Annotated in this window: 17 protein-coding genes, 2 tRNA genes and 1 other RNA gene; 15 read left to right on the top strand and 5 right to left on the bottom strand. The window is 69.4% G+C overall.

Annotated features, from left to right (window positions below; translation table 11 throughout):
- Positions 1-158: 158 nt before the first annotated feature.
- From DDE18_RS12920 to DDE18_RS12945, 6 genes are all read left to right on the top strand, one after another.
- Positions 159-833 carry a haloacid dehalogenase type II gene (locus tag DDE18_RS12920; RefSeq protein WP_116572680.1) on the top strand — a complete coding sequence of 225 codons (675 nt, stop codon included), beginning with the start codon at positions 159-161 and terminating at the stop codon, positions 831-833.
- A gap of 74 nt (positions 834-907) precedes the next feature.
- Positions 908-2,266 (top strand): aspartate aminotransferase family protein, encoded by a 1,359-nt coding sequence (locus tag DDE18_RS12925; protein WP_116572681.1) that lies wholly within the window; start codon positions 908-910, stop codon positions 2,264-2,266.
- An 80-nt stretch (positions 2,267-2,346) separates the two neighbouring features.
- Positions 2,347-3,351 (top strand): phosphotransferase, encoded by a 1,005-nt coding sequence (locus DDE18_RS12930; RefSeq protein WP_211754536.1) that lies wholly within the window; start codon positions 2,347-2,349, stop codon positions 3,349-3,351.
- Between the two features lie 116 nt (positions 3,352-3,467).
- On the top strand, positions 3,468-4,403 hold the full coding sequence (locus DDE18_RS12935; RefSeq protein WP_116572683.1) for an ABC transporter substrate-binding protein: 936 nt from the start codon (positions 3,468-3,470) through the stop codon (positions 4,401-4,403).
- Between the two features lie 4 nt (positions 4,404-4,407).
- Complete coding sequence (locus tag DDE18_RS12940; protein WP_116572684.1) at positions 4,408-4,614, top strand: phosphotransferase; 207 nt, start codon at positions 4,408-4,410, stop codon at positions 4,612-4,614.
- A 130-nt stretch (positions 4,615-4,744) separates the two neighbouring features.
- Positions 4,745-5,914 (top strand): ROK family transcriptional regulator, encoded by a 1,170-nt coding sequence (locus DDE18_RS12945; protein WP_116572685.1) that lies wholly within the window; start codon positions 4,745-4,747, stop codon positions 5,912-5,914.
- Positions 5,915-6,084: 170 nt separating this feature from the next.
- Here the strand turns inward: DDE18_RS12945 and DDE18_RS12950 are convergent.
- Positions 6,085-6,173 (bottom strand) — tRNA-Ser (locus DDE18_RS12950).
- Positions 6,174-6,280: 107 nt separating this feature from the next.
- Here DDE18_RS12950 and ffs point away from each other — a divergent pair.
- The 7 genes from ffs (at position 6,281) to DDE18_RS12985 (ending at position 12,665) form a co-directional block, all read left to right on the top strand.
- Positions 6,281-6,371: signal recognition particle sRNA small type (ffs, locus tag DDE18_RS12955), an RNA gene on the top strand.
- A gap of 91 nt (positions 6,372-6,462) precedes the next feature.
- Positions 6,463-8,643 carry a DNA polymerase III subunit gamma and tau gene (locus DDE18_RS12960; protein WP_116572686.1) on the top strand — a complete coding sequence of 727 codons (2,181 nt, stop codon included), beginning with the start codon at positions 6,463-6,465 and terminating at the stop codon, positions 8,641-8,643.
- A gap of 46 nt (positions 8,644-8,689) precedes the next feature.
- The gene (locus tag DDE18_RS12965) at positions 8,690-9,070 is read left to right on the top strand and encodes a YbaB/EbfC family nucleoid-associated protein (protein WP_116572872.1); all 381 of its coding nucleotides are present in this window, start codon (positions 8,690-8,692) and stop codon (positions 9,068-9,070) included.
- A 10-nt stretch (positions 9,071-9,080) separates the two neighbouring features.
- Positions 9,081-9,680 (top strand): recombination mediator RecR, encoded by a 600-nt coding sequence (gene recR / locus DDE18_RS12970; RefSeq protein ID WP_116572687.1) that lies wholly within the window; start codon positions 9,081-9,083, stop codon positions 9,678-9,680.
- A complete protein-coding gene (locus tag DDE18_RS12975; RefSeq protein ID WP_116572688.1) occupies positions 9,673-10,290 on the top strand; it encodes a DUF5063 domain-containing protein in 618 nt (205 codons plus the stop codon). The genes recR and DDE18_RS12975 overlap by 8 nt, the downstream gene beginning before the upstream one ends.
- Before the next feature lie 66 nt (positions 10,291-10,356).
- On the top strand, positions 10,357-11,628 hold the full coding sequence (locus DDE18_RS12980; protein WP_116572689.1) for an aspartate kinase: 1,272 nt from the start codon (positions 10,357-10,359) through the stop codon (positions 11,626-11,628).
- A complete protein-coding gene (locus tag DDE18_RS12985) occupies positions 11,628-12,665 on the top strand; it encodes an aspartate-semialdehyde dehydrogenase (RefSeq protein WP_116572690.1) in 1,038 nt (345 codons plus the stop codon). Before DDE18_RS12980 ends, DDE18_RS12985 begins: the two co-directional genes overlap by 1 nt.
- A 4-nt stretch (positions 12,666-12,669) precedes the next feature.
- Here the strand turns inward: DDE18_RS12985 and DDE18_RS12990 are convergent, their stop codons facing one another.
- Both DDE18_RS12990 and DDE18_RS12995 read right to left on the bottom strand, forming a co-directional pair.
- A complete protein-coding gene (locus tag DDE18_RS12990) occupies positions 12,670-13,374 on the bottom strand; it encodes a hypothetical protein (RefSeq protein WP_116572691.1) in 705 nt (234 codons plus the stop codon).
- Positions 13,375-13,434: 60 nt separating this feature from the next.
- Positions 13,435-13,511: transfer RNA gene (locus DDE18_RS12995), tRNA-Pro, on the bottom strand.
- Positions 13,512-13,619: 108 nt separating this feature from the next.
- Between DDE18_RS12995 and DDE18_RS13000 the strand changes: the two genes are divergently transcribed.
- Positions 13,620-15,593 carry a spermine/spermidine synthase domain-containing protein gene (locus DDE18_RS13000; RefSeq protein ID WP_211754537.1) on the top strand — a complete coding sequence of 658 codons (1,974 nt, stop codon included), beginning with the start codon at positions 13,620-13,622 and terminating at the stop codon, positions 15,591-15,593.
- Here DDE18_RS13000 and DDE18_RS13005 read toward each other — a convergent pair.
- Positions 15,562-16,500 (bottom strand): metallophosphoesterase, encoded by a 939-nt coding sequence (locus tag DDE18_RS13005; protein WP_116572692.1) that lies wholly within the window; start codon positions 16,498-16,500, stop codon positions 15,562-15,564. The genes DDE18_RS13000 and DDE18_RS13005 overlap by 32 nt on opposite strands.
- Before the next feature lie 26 nt (positions 16,501-16,526).
- Between DDE18_RS13005 and DDE18_RS13010 the strand changes: the two genes are divergently transcribed.
- A complete protein-coding gene (locus DDE18_RS13010; RefSeq protein WP_116572874.1) occupies positions 16,527-16,988 on the top strand; it encodes a GatB/YqeY domain-containing protein in 462 nt (153 codons plus the stop codon).
- Here the strand turns inward: DDE18_RS13010 and DDE18_RS13015 are convergent.
- Positions 16,985-19,390: a transglycosylase domain-containing protein gene (locus tag DDE18_RS13015; protein ID WP_165821145.1), complete on the bottom strand. Its 2,406-nt coding sequence runs from the start codon at positions 19,388-19,390 to the stop codon at positions 16,985-16,987. The two genes, DDE18_RS13010 and DDE18_RS13015, sit on opposite strands and share 4 nt — an antisense overlap.
- Between the last annotated feature and the right edge of the window lie 24 nt (positions 19,391-19,414).

Consider the following 19,414-nt stretch of genomic DNA (forward strand, 5'->3'; position numbering starts at 1 on the left):
CTCGCCAGTGACGTCGAGCACGCTCAGCCGACTTCGATCCCATTCACTTGCACCTACATAGCGTTCAAGACCCAGTTTGCAACTGGGACGAAATCTAGTATCGTTCTAGCCAGCGAGAAGGTCTGTTACCAGAGCACACTGATCGAAAGGCACCCATCATGAGCACCCCCACGTTTCGCCCGAAGTACGTCTCGTTCGACTGCTACGGCACCCTGATCAGCTGGCCGATGACCCCGATCACCAAGGAACTGGTCGGCGACCAGATCCCCGCCGAGGATTGGGACCAGTTCGTCGCCGAGTTCCGCGGCTACCGCTACGACCAGGTGTTGGGTGAGTACTACCCCTACGAGCAGGTGCTGCAGGACGCCTTCGACCGGGTCTGCCGCAAGTGGGGGATCGAGTCGGATCCCACCGCGGGGAAGCGGTTCGCCGACGGCGTCCGGAGCTGGGGCCCCCACCCGGACGTCCCGGCGCCGCTGAAGAAGATGGGCGAGCACTACAAGCTCGTCATTCTCTCCAACGCCGACGGCTCCTTCCTCGAGGAGAGCGTCCCGCGGCTGGGTGCGGACTTCCACGCCGTCTTCACCGCTGAGCAGGCGGGCTACTACAAGCCTCGGTACGCCGCGTTCGAGTACATGCTCGACCAGCTGGACGCCAAGCCGGACGACTTCGTGCACGTGTCGTCGCACACCCGCTATGACCCGCTGCCGATGCACGACATGGGCTTCCGCAACCTGGTGCTGCTGGACCGTGGCTACGACCCGGTGCCGCCGGGCTACGGCCTCACGGTGGTGAAGTCGCTGGACGAGCTCAACACGATGCTCGGCATCTGAACCGACCGCACCAGCCCAGGCGGGGCGGCCGCCGGAGATTCGTCCACCGACTGAACACGACAAGGAACCTCACGATGCCTTCCAGCCTCAGTCGAGCGCTCGAGAGCTACCCCAACCGGTTCGACCCAAGTGTGCTGAGCGCGCTGCCCGAGCACCTCCAGGAGACCATCCGCCGGCGGAACGAGGTGCTCGGTCCTGGCTACGCGCTGAACTACAGGGAGCCGGTGGAGTTCGTCTCCGGTCACGGAGCTCACTTGATCGACCGCGACGGGAACGACTACCTCGACGCCTACAACAACGTTCCGTGCGTGGGACACGCCCATCCCCGGGTGGTCGAGGCGGTCTCCAAGCAGATGGCGGCGGTCAACACCAACACCCGCTACGTCCAGGAGTCCCTGGTCGACTACGCCGAGCGGCTGCTGGCGACATTCCCCGAGGGATTGTCCAAGCTGAGCCTGGCCTGCAGCGGGTCGGAGGCCAACGACCTCGCGGTGCGGGTGGCGAGGTACCACACCGGTGGTGAGGGAATCATCGTGACCCGGTGGGCCTACCACGGCCTCACCCGCGAAGTTGCGAGCTTCTCGCCGACTCTGGGCAAGGGTTCCCCGCTGGGACCGAACGTCCGACTCATCGACCCTCCTGACCCACGACTCGCGGCGCCCGGATCCACGCTGGCCGAGCACATGCGCAAGCAGGTGCGCGACGCGATCGATGACCTCGAGCGCCACGGCTACCGGCTCGCGGCGCTGGTCACCGACTGTGCCTACAGCAGTGACGGGATCTTCACGGACCCGGTCGGCTACATGACGGGCGTCGTGGAGGAGGTCCATGCGGCGGGCGGTGTCTACATCGCGGACGAGGTGCAGTCGGGATTCGCCCGGCTCGGGGATTCGATGTGGGGCTTCAGCCGGCACGGAGTGGTGCCGGACATCGTCACCATGGGCAAGCCGATGGGCAACGGGCTGCCGATCTCGGGTGTGGTCTTCCGTCCCGAGGTCTGCGAGGAGTTCGGACGGAACGTGCGCTACTTCAACACCTTCGCCGGCAGCTCGATCCCGGTGGCGGCCGGGGCCGCGGTGCTGGACGTCTTCGAGGAGGAGAACGTGCAGCAGCGCGTCCTCGAGAACGGCACGGCTCTGCGCGCCGGCCTAGAGGGGATCACGCACGGCTCGCCGTACGTCGCGGAAGTGCGCGGCAGCGGTCTGTACGTCGCTGTGGAGATCGTCCAGGACCCCGAGTCGCTCGAGCCCGACCGGGCACGAGCCGAGGACGTCATCAACGACATGCGCCATCGTCGAGTCCTCATCAGCGGTACCGCAAAGGGAAACAACGTGCTGAAGATCCGTCCGCCACTGGCCTTCACCTCCGCCGACGTGACCCGCTTCCTGGAGACCTTCGCCGAGGTCGCGAAGGACCGCCTGCAGGCTGGCTGAAGGGACTGACAGTGAACGCCTCACCACCCTTGAGTCCGGCTCAGCGGCTCTTCGCGGAAAGTGGCCTGGCGTCGTCTCATGTGCCCATCGACGTGGAGCTGGTGGGCAGCCTCCTCGAAAACGACTACCACCTCACCGGACGCCTCCAGCCTGTGCCGACGGAGAAGGACGACACCTTCAGACTCAGAACCGAGTCGACCGCCTACCTCGTGAAGGTTTCGCCACCTGATGAGGCACACGCGGTTGTCGGGTTGCAGACCGCCGCGATGCGCTTCCTCGAAGCCAACGCTCCGGAACTGCCTGTCCAACGGGTGAAGCTCACCGTCGACGGACGCGACAACGTGGTCATCGTGACTGACGACGGCAGGCCTCGAGTCCTGCGAGTGTTCAACTTCGTGGAAGGCGCGGTCTGGGCTCAGACGAGCCCGGACGGCGAGCAGCTCGCCAAGGTGGGCGAGATGCTCGGCCGTATCGACGTGGCGCTCGAGGCGTTTGCGCACCCGGCGGACCGACGGGGGTTGGTGTGGGACATACGGCACTTCCACCAGCTGACCGAGCTCGTCGAGCACACGCCGAACGCCGAGCACCGTCAGTTGGCTGAAGAGGTGTTCCGGCTGTTCGAGGCAACCATCGTCCCGAGGCTGAAAGACCTGGAGACGCAAGTGATCCACGGTGACTACAGCCCGTACAACGTGGTCGTCGATCAACAGAGCGACAACTACGTCACCGGCGTTATCGACTTCGGTGACACCATGCGCAGTGCCGTGATCTTCGACCCCGCAGTGGCCCTGGCGAACCTTCTCGGCCGGACGCCGGATCAGCCCTGGCGGGATGCCTTTGCCTTCGTTGCTGGCTACGAAAGGGCGCGGCCGATCAAGGATCTGGAACTACCGCTGCTGCCGGTTGCCGCGATGGCACGGCTCACCCTGCGCGCGCTGATCACCAACTGGCGCGCGGAGCGAGTACCAGAACGGCGCGACTACCTCCTGGCCCACGCCAAGGATGACTGGACCAACGTGGGCCGGGCCATGGACGTACCCCTGGCGGACGTCCTCGCGCAACTCCGGAACCCCGTCACGAGCTGATCTGAACGACTCCCGATGGTGCGTCGATCGAACCCCGATCGACGCATCACTTATCGACGCATCACTTCCAGCCGACACTGACACGTCTCGGCACTTCACTCTAGGAGACAAAGAGCATGAGCAAGTGGAAAGTTCTCACCGCGGCAGGGATCGGTTCCCTGCTCCTGGCGACCAGCGCCTGTGGCGGCACCAGTTCCGAGGCGAGCGACGAGGCGTCGGGCGCCAGGGGCGACTTCGCCGACATCGCGGCGGACGTGAAGCCTGACCCGGCCGCAGTAGACCTGTTGCCCGCGGATATCAAGAAGGCCGGCGTGATCACCATGGCGGCGGACCTGCACGTTCCCCCCACGTCGTTCCTTGCCGAGGACAACAAGACCCCGATCGGCTACAACGTCGACATCGCCACGCTGCTGGGCAAGAAGCTCGGGCTCGACGTCGAGGTCAAGAACGTGCCCTGGGACAACGTGATCCCGGGGATCGCCTCCGGTCGTTACGACTTCACCGCCACCAACATGACCCCCACGCAGGAGCGGCTGAAGGTCCTGGACATGATCACCTACTGGGAGGCCGGGTCGTCCCTGATCGTCGAGACGGGCAACCCGCTGGAGCTGAGCCTGGCCGATGAGTCCATCTGCGGCAAGAAGATCGCCGTGATCACCGGCAGCTCGCAGCAGCAGGACTACCTCCCCCTGATCTCCGAGGACTGTGAGGCAGCCGGACAGGAGCCGGTCGAGGGCGTCGTCCTGGGCAACGTGCAGGCCGCGCTGACCCAGCTGGCGGCCAAGCGGCTGGACGGCGTCTTCTCCGACACCTCGCAGCTGGCGTGGGCGGCCAAGCAGCAGCCGCAGTCCTTCGAGCTGGTCTCGCCGCAGTACCAGAAGGAGGAGGGCGATGACATCGTGGCCCTCGGTCTGGAAAAGGACTCGCCGCTCACCCCTGCGCTCCATGCGGCGATGCAGAGCCTGATCGACGGCCCGGCGTACCAGGCGACCCTGGACCGGTGGGGTCTGGGCGCGGGCGCGCTGTCCACGGATTCGAAGATCCTGAGGTAGACCCATGACTTCCACTACCCATCCGGTCCGTACGGACCGGATGGGTAGTGACGAGGACGCTGGGGAGCTTGAAACGCACGTGATCCACGGTGACTACAGCCCGTACAACGTGGTCGTGGATGAGCAGAGCGACAACTACGTCACCGGCGTCTTCGAACTCGGTGACACCATGCGCAGTGCCGTGATCTTCGACCCCCGGTCTTCCGAGTGAATGACAGATGAGTCGAGGACAGAATGGCCGGTCCGAGGAACAAATTCATGTCACTCCCTGTAGCCCGTCGGTCGTCACGTCCAGGCCGTAATCGGCTCGGTCGACGCAGTGGGCTCGGTATGGTCGTGAGGTGACCGGCAACCCCACTTCACGCGACTACAACAAGGCGTCGGTCCTTGATGTACTGCTCTCTCGGGCGCCCTTGACGCGCATCGAGCTCATCGAGCTGACGGGCTTTAGCAAGTCCACGGTGTCTCGAGCGGTCGAGGAGCTTCGGGCGGATGGATGCGTCGTCAACGGCGGAGTCGATGAGGTCACCGGTCGCGGCCGCCGGTCCACCTATCTGGACGTGCCCGGCACGATGGGGCACGTCGTGGGTATCAGCTTTGGGATGCGCACCACCTGTGTCCTTGTAGCCGACCTGAGGGGCCGCGAGCTCCGACACGTCATCGTGCCCACCGTGGACCACCAGGAGGTCAGGAACGCCGCGGAGTGGCTGGTCGGCTTGATGGCGGAGGCCAGCAAGTCCGCAGAGGGGCCATTGCGCCAGGTCGTTGTCGCGGTGCCCGGCCGTGTACTGGGCGGCACGGAGATCTTCGGTCCAGCGGAGTCGATGAAGGTCTTCGCGGGCCCCGGTCTCCAGCGAGCGCTTGCTGACCTGGTCAACGCGCCCGTGCTCCTCGACAGTGACGCCAATGCATCCTTGCTCGAGATCCTCACCGATGACGCCACTCTCGAGGATGCCGCGCTCTTCAGCATGAGCAGCAGCCTGAGCTTTGCGAGCTGCATAGATCGAGAGCTCCTCCGGCGGCGTACGCCTGCCTTCGGCGATATTGGTGTGCTCTTCTCTGGGGTGGGCAACGAGGTTCTCGATGGGCTGTTGAGCACGAGCGGTCTTCTTCGGTTTGCTCGAGGGCGGGGACTCGACCTGGAGCGCATCGACGATCTGTGGCTGCACCCGCACGAGGAGGTGTCGCGCGCCGACGTACTGGATGCGTTCACCACGGCGATGGTGACTGCTGTCAGTGCCGTAGCCGTGACCCTGGACCCGGGGTCGGTCTTTTTCGTGGGTCGGTTGCGGCCGCTCGTCGACGAAGTCCTTCCCGAGGTACGAAGACGGCTCGACAAGAGCCTTGCGACCGCTCCAGAGGTCAAGGCGCCGACGCAGGTGCTCGGTCTGTCGGTGGCACGAGGTGCGGTGTACGCGTGCCTGGGGATGGCTCGGGACCGGCTACGAGACGCGGTGCTTGAGGCACGTCGCCAGGGCCAACATACAGAGCAGTCCGCGCCCGCCTTCTGAGTCGCTAACAGAACGACGCCGCGCCCAAGGTTTCAACAGAACAGGGACCCGAACTTGGACGCGCCAGATGAGACCACCGTTGAGACCATCACGCCAGGAAAGGCAGAACGCCGCTCCGGCCAGGATGACTGGGGGAGCGGCGTTCTCGCAGGTCAGCGACCTGTTCCCGATGGCGGAGGTAGGGGGATTCGAACCCCCGAGGGCTGTTAACCCAACCCGCTTTCCAAGCGAGCGCCATAGGCCACTAGGCGATACCTCCGCGGAGGAGGGTACCGGTCGCGTTCCCGGCCGGTGAAATCCGGTCGTACGCCGGGTGGTGCGGGGGCCGCTTTGGCCCGTCGTCGGGGCTCACCTAGACTCTGCGGCAACCCCCCGTGTGGCGGCATCTCGCCCAACTCCCCCAGGGCCGGAAGGCAGCAAGGGTAAGTGAGCTCTGTCGGGTGCGCGGGGGGCCTTTTCATGCCCCCGACCGCCTCCCGGGCGCCAGTCACCACAGGACTGCGGGCTCGCCGGTGTGCGGTGTCGGAACGGGTCGTTAGGGTGCAGTCGTGGAGTCACCCCTCGCGCTGTACCGCCGCTACCGGCCCGAGACGTTCGCCGAGGTCATCGGTCAGGACCACGTCACGGAGCCGCTGCGAGCCGCGCTCGCGAACGACCGGGTCAACCACGCCTACCTCTTCTCCGGTCCGCGCGGCTGCGGCAAGACCACCTCGGCGCGCATCCTGGCCCGTTCGCTCAACTGTGCCCGGGGGCCGATCGCCGATCCCTGCGGCGAGTGCGACAGCTGCCGCGACCTGGCCCGAGGCGGTGGTGGTTCGATCGACGTCATCGAGATCGACGCCGCCTCCCACGGCGGCGTCGACGACGCGCGCGACCTCCGGGAGAAGGCGTTCTTCGCGCCGGTGCGCGACAAGTACAAGATCTACATCATCGACGAGGCCCACATGGTCTCCACGCAGGGCTTCAACGCCCTGCTCAAGCTGGTCGAGGAGCCGCCGCCGCACCTGCGCTTCATCTTCGCCACGACCGAGCCCGACAAGGTGCTGCCGACGATCCGGTCGCGCACCCACCACTACCCCTTCCGCCTGATCCCGCCGCGACTGCTGTCGGACTACCTCGGCCAGCTGTGCGAGCAGGAGGGCGTGGCCATCGAGCCCGCCGCCCTGCCCCTCGTCGTACGAGCGGGTGGCGGCTCTGCGCGGGACACGCTCTCCGTGCTCGACCAGCTCATCGGCGGGGCCGGGCCCGACGGGGTGACGCACGCGCTCGCGACCGGGCTGCTCGGCTTCACCCCCGAGACGCTCCTCGACGAGGTGGTCGACGCCTTCGCCGCCCGCGACGGCGGCGCGGTCTTCGGCGTCGTCGACAAGGTCGTCGAGACCGGTCAGGACCCCCGCCGCTTCACCGAGGACCTGCTGCGCCGGCTCCGCGACCTGGTGATCGTCGCCGCCGTGCCCGAGGCCCCCGCGAGCGGCCTCATCGATGTCGCCGAGGACGCGGGGGAGCGGCTCGTCGCCCAGGCCGCGCGGTTCGGCGCGATCGAGCTGAGCCGGGCCGCCGACATCGTGGCGGCGGGGCTGACCGAGATGCGTGGCGCGACGGCGCCGCGGCTGCTGCTCGAGCTCATCTGCGCGCGCGTCCTGCTGCCCGGCGCGGACCACACCAGCGACGGCGTGATGGCCCGGCTGGAGCGGCTCGAGCGACGGATGGACGTGACCGGCGGCGCCCCTGCCACGGCACCCGTCCGGCCTGCTCCGCCGGTGGCTCCCCCCACGCCTGCGCCCACGGCGCCGGCGGCCGCTGCTCCGACTCCGGGTCCCGCTCCGTCTTCGGCGCCCGCTCCGTCCACGGCGCCCGCACCGGCCCCGGAGACCGCACCGGCCCCCCAAACCTCGCCGGCCCCGGCGGCCGCGCCGACCCCGGCTGCATCCGCCCCGGCTACGCCGGCCACGGGGTCTGCGGCCGAGGCCACCCCGGCCTCGACGTCGGGAGGGTCCACCCTCTCGCTGGTGGACGTGCGGCGCCTGTGGCCCGACATCGTGGAGCAGACCAAGCGCCACCGCCGTCTGGTGTCGATGATCCTGTCGCAGGGCGCCCAGGTCGTCTCGGTCGACGCCCGCACGCTCACGATCGGCTTCGCCAACGCCGGCGCGCGCGGGTCGTTCACGCAGAGCGGCTGCGACGAGATCGTCCGGCAGAGCGCGATCGACGTCGTCGGCCATGACTGGCGCATCGAGACGATCGTCGACCCCGGTGCCGCCGACGCCGAGCGACCCGTCGTCACCAAGCCCTCGACTCCGAGCCAGCCGGGTCCCGAGGCGCCGGCGCCGCAGACCGAGCTCCGGGAGCGTCCAGGCCCGTCCCAGCAGGCGCCGGCCGAGCCGCCCGGCTGGGCGTCGGAGCCGTCCTCCTCGTCGACGCCTGCCCCGCCCCAGGGGTCAGCGGCACCACCGCCGGCCGAGCCGCCGGGCTGGGCGACCGGCGAGGCGCCCCCCGCTCCCGGCGCAGGCGGCAACGCCCCGGTGACGGGCATCGCGGCGGCCCGGGAAGCCATGGCAGCCGCCTCCCAGCAGTCGTCGCCGGCCGACGACGGCCCCGACCCGCGCGCGCTCGCCGACGCGGAGGCCAGTCCCGACGACCCCGACGCCGAGACGGCCGGCCTCGACAGCGCCGCGCTGCTCCAGCAGGCGCTCGGCGCCGAGGTGATCGAGGAGATCGACCACCGATGACCGAGGCACCCCAGGACCCCAAGCCCCCCGTGAAGAGGTTGTGACCATGACCCAGAACCCGTTCGAGGCCCTCTCCGGAGGTGGCGGCTTCGACATGAACGCGTTGCTGCAGCAGGCCCAGCAGATGCAGCAGCAGCTCGAGGACGCGCAGGCGCGCCTCCACGACGAGCGCATCGACGGCATCGTCGCCGGCGGTGCCGTCACCGTGACGGTCAACGGCGTCGGCGAGCTGGTCGGCGTCGAGATCAAGGCCGGCGAGTTCGACGGCAACGAGGCCGACGACCTGGCCGACCTGGCCGACATGATCGTCGCCGCGTACCGCGACGCCAAGGCCAAGGCCGACGCGCTCGCCGCCGAAGCGATGGGTCCGTTGGCGGGCGGGCTGGGCGGCGGCGCGCCCGGCGGCGGCCTGCCCGGACTGGGCTGAGCGGACCACGTTGTACGAGGGAATCGTCCAGGACCTGATCGACGAGCTCGGCAGGCTGCCGGGTGTCGGTCCGAAGAGCGCCCAGCGCATCGCGTTCCACCTGCTGCAGGCCGACCCCGCCGACGTACGCCGCCTCGCCGACGTGCTGATGGAGGTCAAGGACAAGGTGAAGTTCTGCTCGATCTGCTTCAACGTGTCGCAGAGCGAGCAGTGCCGGATCTGCCAGGACCCCCGGCGCGACCCGAGCGTGCTGTGCGTGGTCGAGGAGTACAAGGACGTCGTCGCGATCGAGCGCACCCGGGAGTTCCGCGGCCGCTACCACGTGCTCGGTGGCGCGATCTCGCCCATCGACGGCATCGGTCCGGAGCAGCTGCACATCCGCGAGCTGATGGTGCGGCTGGCCGACGGCGCCGTCACCGAGGTCATCCTGGCCACGGATCCCAACCTCGAGGGCGAGGCCACCGCGACGTACCTCACCCGGATGCTCAAGCCGCTCGGGTTGCGCGTGACGCGTTTGGCGAGTGGACTGCCGGTAGGCGGTGACCTGGAGTATGCAGACGAGGTCACCCTTGGCAGGGCATTCGCAGGAAGGAGGTCAGCCGATGACTGAGCCCACCCCCGGGCCGACCGCGCCCGAGATCGACGAGTTCGCCGGACAGATCGCGGACCAGGTCGAGAGCTTCCTGATCGCCCTGCGGGCGATCGCGGCAGAGGGCAACGGGTCGGAGGCGATCTCGCTGCTCCTGCTCGAGATCAGCCAGGTGCTGCTCGCCGGCGCCCGCCTGGGCGCCCAGCTCGACTTCGAGCCGCGGGAGGAATACCAGCCCGACGTCGGGCCGGAGGCCGACACCGACGAGCTGCGGCTGCGGCTGGCTCAGATGCTGGGCGGCGTCGACACCTACACCTTCGTCTTCGACCCCTACGTCCCGGAGGTCGTCACCAGCCAGCTCTCCGACGACCTGGCCTCGATCGCGACCGACCTCGACAACGGGCTGCGCCACTACAAGCTCGGCAACATCGACGAGGCGCTGTGGTGGTGGCAGTTCTCCTACGTCAACAACTGGGGCAACCTCGCCGGCGCCGCGCTCAACGCCCTGATCACGGTGGTGGCGCACGACCGCTTCGACACCGACTTCGAGGCCGAGGCCGAGGTGGTGGCCGCGGTCGACGAGATGCTCGGCTCTGAGATGCCGGAGGAGCCGGCCCCGCCGCCCCGGTAGACTCAGGACCTCGGACGGGCGGCAACGGCGCCGCCATCACCGCATCGACTCTCCGAGGGACCAATCGTGGGCATTGTCGTGCAGAAGTACGGCGGCTCCTCGCTCGCCGACGCCGACGCCATCAAGCGGGTCGCCCGTCGCATCGTCGAGGTCAAGAAGGCCGGTCACGACGTCGTCGTGGCCGTCTCCGCCATGGGGGACACCACCGACGAGCTGCTCGACCTCGCGGCCGGCGTGAGCCCGCTCCCCCCGGCGCGGGAGATGGACATGCTGCTCACCGCGGGTGAGCGCATCTCGATGGCGCTCGTCGCGATGGCGATCTCCGACCTGGGCTACACGGCGCGTTCGTTCACCGGCTCGCAGGCCGGTGTCATCACCGACGCCGTGCACGGCAAGGCGAAGATCATCGACGTCACGCCCGGCCGCATCCGCGACGCCATCGGGGAGGGCCACGTCGTCATCGTGGCCGGCTTCCAGGGCGTCAGCGCGGACACCAAGGAGATCACCACGTTGGGTCGCGGCGGCACCGACACGACGGCCGTCGCGCTCGCGGCGGCCCTCGAGGCCGACGTGTGCGAGATCTACACCGACGTCGACGGCGTCTTCACCGCCGACCCGCGGATCGTCCCCGCCGCCCGCAAGCTCGACCGCGTCTCCTACGAGGAGATGCTCGAGCTCGCCGCGTGCGGCGCGAAGATCCTCCACCTGCGCTGCGTGGAGTACGGCCGCCGCTACGGCATCCCGATCCACGTCCGCTCGTCTTTCAGCCAGCTCACAGGCACCTGGGTCGTCGACGACCCGACCGAGGGAGGCACCATGGAACAGGCCATCATCGCCGGCGTCGCGCACGACCGCAGCGAAGCGAAGATCACGGTGGTCGGCGTCCCCGACAAGGTCGGCGAGGCGGCGCGCATCTTCGAGGCGCTGGCCGAGGCGCAGATCAACCTCGACATGATCGTGCAGAACATCTCCGCGGCGGCCACGAGCCTCACGGACATCTCCTTCACCTTGCCCCGCACCGACGGTCAGACCGCGATGACGGCGCTGGCGCGCATCCAGGGCGAGGTCGGCTACGAGAAGCTCCTCTACGACGACAAGATCGGCAAGATCAGCCTGATCGGCGCCGGCATGCGCTCCCACCCGGGCATCACCGCGAAGTTCTTCGCCTCGCTCGCCGCCGCCGGGGTCAACATCGAGATGATCTCCACCTCCGAGATCCGGATCTCCGTCGTCGTCGACGAGAAGGACGTGGACGAGGCCGTCAAGGCCACGCACACGGCCTTCGACCTCGACGCCGAGGAGATCGAGGCGGTCGTGTACGGCGGGACGGGACGCTGATGGTCAACATCGGTGTGGTCGGGGCGACCGGCCAGGTCGGCGTCGCCGTCCGCGAGATCCTGCTCGAGCGCAACTTCCCCGTCGACGAGGTGCGCTTCTTCGCCTCCGCCCGCTCGGCCGGCACGGTGCTGCCGTTCGGCGACCGCGAGGTCACCGTCGAGGACGCGTCGACCGCCGACCCCACGGGCCTGGACATCGCGATCTTCTCCGCCGGCGCGACGACCTCGCGTGCCCTCGCGCCCGCCTGGGCCGAGAAGGGCGTCATCGTCATCGACAACTCCTCGGCGTTCCGGAGGGACCCGGAGATCCCGCTCGTGGTGAGCGAGGTCAACCCCGAGGCCATCGAGCCGGTGCTCGCAGCCGGCCAGGGGATCATCGCCAACCCCAACTGCACGACGATGGCCGCGATGCCCGTCCTCAAGCCGCTGCACGACGAGGCCGGCCTGGTGCGGCTGATCGTGTCGTCCTACCAGGCGGTCTCCGGCTCCGGCATCGCCGGTGTCGACGAGCTGGCCAACGGCGTGGCCGCGGCCGGCGACAAGGCCCGCGAGCTGGCCTACGACGGCTCCGCGGTGGCCTTCCCCGAGCCGGTGAAGTATGTCGAGCCCATCGCCTACAACGTGCTCCCGATGGCGGGCTCGGTCGTCGACGACGGCCTCAACGAGACCGACGAGGAGCAGAAGCTGCGCAACGAATCGCGCAAGATCCTCGGCCTCCCCGACCTGCGCGTCTCCGGGCTCTGCGTGCGCGTGCCGGTCTTCACCGGCCACTCGCTGGCGGTCAACGCGGAGTTCGAACGGCCGATGCCGCCCGAGCGCGCCCGCGAGCTGCTCGCCACGGCGCCCGGTGTCGAGCTCGACGAGGTCCCGACGCCGCTCAAGGCGGCCGGCAAGGACCCGTCGTACGTCGGGCGGCTGCGCCGCGACCCGGGCGTCGACGACGACCGTGGCCTCGCGCTGTTCATCAGCAACGACAACCTGCGCAAGGGTGCCGCCCTCAACACCGTGCAGATCGCGGAGCTGGTCGCGGCGCGCTGAGGCGCTACTCCACGTCGACGTCGGCGAACGACGTCGTGAGCGTCCACGACGCCACGAAGGCGGCGACGGCCAGCACCGGGATGACGATCAGCATCCACCACGAGAACAGCGCGTCGACCAGGAACAGCATCACCACGACCGTGAGCAGGCCGACCGCGAGGAAGGCCGTGCTGCCGGCGTCCTCGACGTGGAAGCCGCGGAGCAGCCAGCCGCCGACGTAGGTGATCAGGATCAGGATCGCCACGAGCAGCAGGACGCCGGGCCCGCCGCAGGATGTGGTGCCACGGATCAGGTCGCACGCCTGGAGGGCGGCGAAGTTGAGTCCCACGGCCACCACCCCGACGACCGCGCCGGTGACGATGGTGGCCTGCAGCGGCGGCAGGGAGGGCAGCGTGAACTCCCGTGGCTCGCGCGGGGGCTTGGGGGCCGTCGCGGGCGTGGCGGCCGCGGCAATCGGCTCCGGCTCGACGGGCGGCTCCTCGGCGACCGGCTCCGGCTCGAGCGGAGGTGGGACAGCAACCGTTTCGGGCCGAGAAACGGTTGCAGAGCCACCGCCGGAGTCAGGCTCCAGGGCGGTCTCGGCGAGAGGCTCCGAGTCGGTGGCGGGCTCTGTGACCGGCTCCTCGCCGCGGTGGCGCTTCTTGCGCCCGAATCCGAACGAGGGCAGCTCGAGCGACCGCTCGACGCTGTCGGGGTCCTTCTCAGCCATGGGCGGAAGTGTGCCAGAAGACGAGGACCGGGCCGCACCCAAGAGTGCGACCCGGTCACCTGGTCGGGCTGACAGGATTTGAACCTGCGGCCTCCTCGTCCCGAACGAGGCGCGCTACCAAGCTGCGCCACAGCCCGATTCCACCCGGGCCGGCGAACCGGTCACGAGCAGGGGCGAGCATACCGGAGCGGCCGTGGCCGATCGAAATCGGGCATCATCAGGGGACGACGGCGTGAGGAGACGATGTGCGGACCGAGACTCGGCTGGTCCTGGGCAGTGCCCTGATGCTCTTCCTGGAGCTCGCCCTGATCCGATGGCTCGGGGCGAACGTGGTGCACCTGTCCTACTTCACCAACTTCGTGCTGCTGGGGTCCTTCCTCGGTATCGGCATCGGGTTCCTGATCTCCCGGCGCAGCTGGTCGGTCTTCCCGGCGACCCCGATCCTGCTGGCCCTCCTGGTCGTGGTCGTCCGGACCTGGCCGGTCAGCATCGACCGCGCGGGGGACGACGTCATCTTCTTCACCGCCCTGGAGACCACAGGCCCGCCGGCGTGGCTGATGCTGCCGATCATCTTCCTCGCGGTGGCGGCGGTGCTCGCCGGTCCCGCCGAGGTGGTGGGCCGCTGCTTCGCCGAGCTGCCGCCGCTCACGTCGTACAGGTGGGACCTCGTCGGCTCGCTGATCGGCATCCTCGGCTTCACGGCGCTGGCCTGGTTCTGGGCGCCGTCGTGGGTGTGGGGCACCGTCGTGGCGCTCGGGCTGGTGTTGCTGATGGCGGACCGGTGGCGCGCGGTGACGGCCGCTGCGGGCGTCGTCATCGTCGCGACGCTGGTGGTCGAGAGCGCGGCGGCCGGGGTCTCGTGGTCGCCGTACTACAAGGTGACGACGACCCAGAAGCACGACGCCGAGTACGGCGACCGCACGGCCATCGCCGTCAACGGGATCCCGCACCAGACGATGTCGTCGGCAGCATGGAAGCTGGACCGGGCCTCGGAGATCTACCGGACTCCCTACGAGCGCCGGATCGACTCCCCGCTCCGCAACGTGCTGGTCGTGGGCGCCGGCTCGGGCTCCGACGTCGCGATCGCCCTGGCCAAGGGCGCCCAGCACGTCGACGCTGTGGACATCGACCCCCGGATCCTCGAGATCGGAGTGCAGGGCAACCCCGACGAGCCCTACCAGGACCCGCGCGTGACGCGGCACGTCGACGACGGGCGCGCGTTCCTCGAGCGCACGGACGAGAGGTATGACCTGATCCTGTTCGCGCTGCCCGACTCGCTGGCGCTCGTCAGCGGCGCTTCGCAGATCCGGCTGGAGTCGTTCCTCTTCACCCGTGAGGCCCTCGATGCGGCCCGGGACCGGCTGACCGACGAGGGCGTCTTCGCGATGTACAACTACTACCGCGAGGACTGGCTCGTCGCCCGTCTGGCCGGCACCGCGACCGCCGCCTTCGGGCACTCGCCGTGCATCGACCTGTTCGGGGAGTCGACCGCCGTGCTGACGGTGGCCCGCGACGAGGCCAACCAGGACTGTGGGCCGGCGGCGCTCACCGCGACCGGTCCGGAGCCGGCGGACGACAACGCGCCGTTCCTCTACTACCAGGGCGGGCTGCTGCCGTCGGTCTACCTCTGGGCGCTCGCCGGCATCATCGTCGTCTCCCTCCTCCTCGTGCGGGCCTTCGGCGGGCCCTTCCGCGAGATGCGCCCCTACGCCGACCTCTTCTGCATGGGCGCCGCCTTCCTGCTGCTGGAGACCAAGAACATCGCCACCTTCGCCAACCTGTTCGGCACCACCTGGATCGTCAACGCGATGGTGTTCGGCGGTGTCCTCCTGGTGGTGCTGGCAGCCGTCGAGACCACGCGCCGGTTCCGTACGCCGCCACTGCGGGTCGTCTTCGCGCTGATCGCGGTCTCGCTGGCGATCGCGTGGGCGGTCCCGGCGAGCGCGTTGCTCGGGCTCCCCTTCTGGCCGCGGCTCGGCGTCGCCGTCCTGCTCGGCTTCGTGCCCGTCTTCCTGGCCAACATCGCCTTCGCGAAGCGGTTCGCCGACTCCGACAGCTCCCAGGCGGCGTTCGGCATCAACCTGCTCGGCGCGATCGTCGGCGGCTGCCTCGAGTACTCCGCGCTGCTGACCGGCTACCGCAACCTGCTCCTGGTCGTCGGCGTCCTCTACCTCGCCGCCTTCCTGCTCAAGCCGGCGGAGCGGCGGCTCGCGGCGTGAGCGTCAGCAGCGTCGCCTCGGGGCGGCACGCGAGGCGCAGGCGCACGTAGGGGTTGGTGCCCAGGCCGGCGGACACGTGCAGCCAGCTGCTGCCGGGGTCGCCGGGCCGCGAGTGGGCGGGGTGGCGGTGCAACCCCCGGGCGCGTGCGGGGTCGATGTCGCAGTTGGTGGTCAGGGCCCGCCCACCCGGCAGGCAGACCTGGCCGCCGTGCGTGTGGCCGGCGATCACGGCGTCGTAGCCGTCGGCGGCGAACTGGTCCAGGACACGCAGGTACGGCGCGTGGGTGACGGCGAGACGGACGTCGGCACCGGGGTCGGCGGGCCCGGCGACGGCGCCGAGGTCGTCGTACCGCAGGTGGGGGTCGTCGACGCCCGCGAACGCGAACCTGGTGCCCCCCACCTCGAGCGACCCCAGGGTGTTGGTCAGGTCGAGCCAACCTCGGCGGCTGAGCTCCGCCTTCAGCTCCCGCCAGCGCAGCTGCGGGGCCTTGGTGCGGCGACGGCCGTCGTCGGGGAGGAGGTAGAGGAACGGGTTGCGGAAGCCGGGCTCGAAGTAGTCGTTCGAGCCCAGGACGTAGACGCCGGGCGCGTCCAGCAGCGGCCCCAGGGCGTCGAGGACCGGTCCGACCGCCTCCATGTGGGCGAGGTTGTCGCCGGTGTCGATGACGAGGTCGGGGCCCCACGTTGCGAGGTCACGCACCCAGTCCTGCTTGCGTCGCTGCCCCGGGGTCATGTGGAGGTCGCTCAGGTGCAGCACCCTGAGGGGGGCGTGGTCCTCGGGGAGCAGGGGGAGGGTCACCTCCCGCAGCGTGTAGGCGCGGGCCTCCCACGCGGCGTACGCCGTGACCGCGGCGCCGGCTGCGAGGCCGGCACCGGCTGTGCGGCGGGCGATCGGGAGGAGGGACACCGCCCAAGGCTGCCACAATGGCCGGCATGAGTGCTCTGAAGGACCGCCTGCGCCAGGACCTGACCGCCGCCATGAAGGCCCGGGACGAGGTCCGCTCCTCGACACTGCGGATGGTGCTCACCGCGATCACCAACGCCGAGGTCGCCGGCAAGGAGGCGCGCGAGCTCTCCGACGACGAGGTCATCGGCGTGCTCTCGAGCGAGGCGAAGAAGCGGCGCGAGGCCGCGACCGCGTTCGAGGACGGCGGCCGGCCGGAGATGGCGGCCAAGGAGGCTGCCGAGGGCGCCGTGCTGGCCGACTACCTGCCCGCGCAGCTCACCGGGGAGGAGATCGCGGAGATCGTGGCCGAGGCCATCGAGCAGACCGGTGCCGCGAGCGAGGGCATGAAGGCGATGGGCAAGGTGATGGGCGTCGTCACGGCCAAGACCCGGGGTCGGGCCGACGGGGGCGCTGTCGCCGCGGAAGTGCGCCGGCAGCTGGCTGGCTAGTCGTTGTCCCGGCCGTTGCCGTTGCCGCGGCCGCTGTTCCCGTCGCCGTCTCCGTCGTCGCCACCGCCACCGGGGCCGCCGTCGCCGTCGCCCTGCTGCGCGGGCTGCGGCGGCGGGGGCACGTAGCCCGTGGACTGGTAGATGGTGACCGTGTCGCCGCTGCTCACCGACTCACCTGAGGCGGGGGAGGTGTAGGCGACCAGGCCCGCGCCGATGGAGGAGTTGACGCTCCCGCCGACCGAGGCTGCGAAGCCCGCGGCCTCGAGGGTCTGCTGGGCCTGCTCGAGGGTCATGCCGGTCACGCTCGGCACGGTGGTCAGCACGCCGGCGATCTCGTCGCTCGCGGGCACCTGGAAGTCGACGTAGTCGAGACTGCCGGAGATCGCGGCCATCGCGTCGCCCCAGACCGGGCCGGCCACGGTGGAGCCGAAGGCCTCGGAGATGTAGGTGCCGCCGACGGTCTGCCCGTTGAGGGTCACCCAGTGGCCCTCCGAGTTGGCCCCGGCGACCATCGCGGCCGTGGCGATCTGCGGGGTGTAGCCGACGAACCACACCGCCATGTTGCGGTTGATGGTGCCGGTCTTGCCGGCGGACGGCTTGTCGATGGCGATGTTCTGCCCGAAGCCACCGGGCTCCATCACGCCCCGGAGCACCGAGTTGACCGCGTCGGCGACGGCGCCGGGGATCACCTGCTCGCAGGTCTCGGGGTATTCCTTCACTGTGTTGTCGTTGGCGTCCGCGAGCCGGGTCACCGGGCGGGCGTCGCAGTGGTAGCCGCGGCCCGCGAACGTGGCGTAGGCCTCGGCCATCTCGAGCGGGTTGGTGTTGGCCACCCCGAGGGTGAAGGACGGGACCCGCTCGTCGTTGGGGTCGTCGAGGCGGATGCCCATCTGGCGGGCGAGCTCGTAGGGCTCGCACAGCCCGGTCTCCCGCTCCAGCTGGGCGTAGAACGTGTTCACCGACAGCCGGGTGCCGCTGTAGAGGTCGAAGGTGCCCGAGTCGGTGGAGTTGGACACCGGCCAGGGGCTGTAGACGGGGTACATGCCGTCGCAGGTCTCGAACTCGTTCTGCGGGATCTCGATCGACGGCGGGGAGACGAAGGTCTGGCTGAGCGGGATCCCCTGGTTGATCGCGGCCGCGAGGACGAACACCTTGAACGTCGAGCCGGCCTGGAAGCCGTTGGCGTCGCCGTACTCCTCCGGCACCACGTAGTTCAGGTAGGTCTCGCCAGCCTGCTTGTTCTTGCCCATCGGCCGGGACTGGGCCAGGGCCTTGACGTTGCCGGTGCGCGGCTCCACCATCGCCAGCCCGCCGATGGCCTGGTCGGTCGGGTTGACGTGGGCCGCAACGGCCTGGTCGGCCGCCTGCTGGAAGTCGAGGTCGAGCGTGGTGTGGATGGTCAGGCCGCCGGTGAGCAGGAGGCGCTTGCGCTCCTTCGCGGTCTCACCGAGCGACTCGTCCTCCATCAGGTAGTTGACGACGTAGTCGCAGAAGAACGGCGCCTGCGACTGCTGGCAGCCGTTGGGCGACTTCTCCATCCGCAGGCCCAGCGGGCGCTCCTTGAGCTTGTCGGCCTTCTCCTGCGGGATGACGCCGAGCTGCGCCATCCGGGCCAGCACCGTGTTGCGGCGGGCCAGGGCGCGCTCGGGCGACTCGGTCGGGTCGTAGCCGACCGGGTTCTTCACCAGGCCGGCGAGCGTCGCCGACTGCAGCACGTTGAGGTTCTTGGCGTTCTTGGAGAAGTAGTGCCGCGCGGCCGACTGCACGCCGTACGCACCGTCGCCGAAGTAGGCGATGTTGAGGTAGCGCTCGAGGATCCAGTCCTTGGAGTAGTTCTTCTCGAACGCGATGGCGTAGCGCAGCTCGCGGATCTTGCGGGCGAAGGTGCGCTCGGTCGCGGCCTCGCGCTCCGCCTTCGTCCGGGCCTGGCTGAGCAGGGTCAGCTTGACCATCTGCTGGGTGATCGACGAGCCGCCCTGGACGGCGCCGCTGCCCGCCTGGTTGGTGATGAACGCGCGCAGCGTGCCCTTCAGGTCGAGCGCTCCGTGCTCGTAGAAGCGGTAGTCCTCGATCGCGACGACCGCCTGGACCATCTTCCGCGAGATCTGGGCGAGCGGGACGTTGAGCCGGTTCTCGTCGTAGAGCGAGGCGATCAGGTTGCCGTTGACGTCGTAGATCCGGGTCTTCTGCGCGAGGTCCTGCGCCTCCAGCTCCTCGGGGAGGTTGACCATCCCCTCGCTGACCTCCTTGGCCGCGACGCCGAGGACGCCCGCGAACGGGATCGCCAGGCCGGCCATCAGGACGCCGAGCACGGCGGACACTGCGGCCATCACGCCGAGGTGCTGCAGCACCCTGCGCGACTGCGGCCTCTCGTCGGGCCGGGGGGCATCGGGCTTGGACATGGCCTCCAGAGTACGGGAGCGCCG

The organism is Nocardioides gansuensis, from assembly GCF_003076135.1.
Taxonomy (GTDB): Bacteria; Actinomycetota; Actinomycetes; order Propionibacteriales; family Nocardioidaceae; genus Nocardioides; species Nocardioides gansuensis.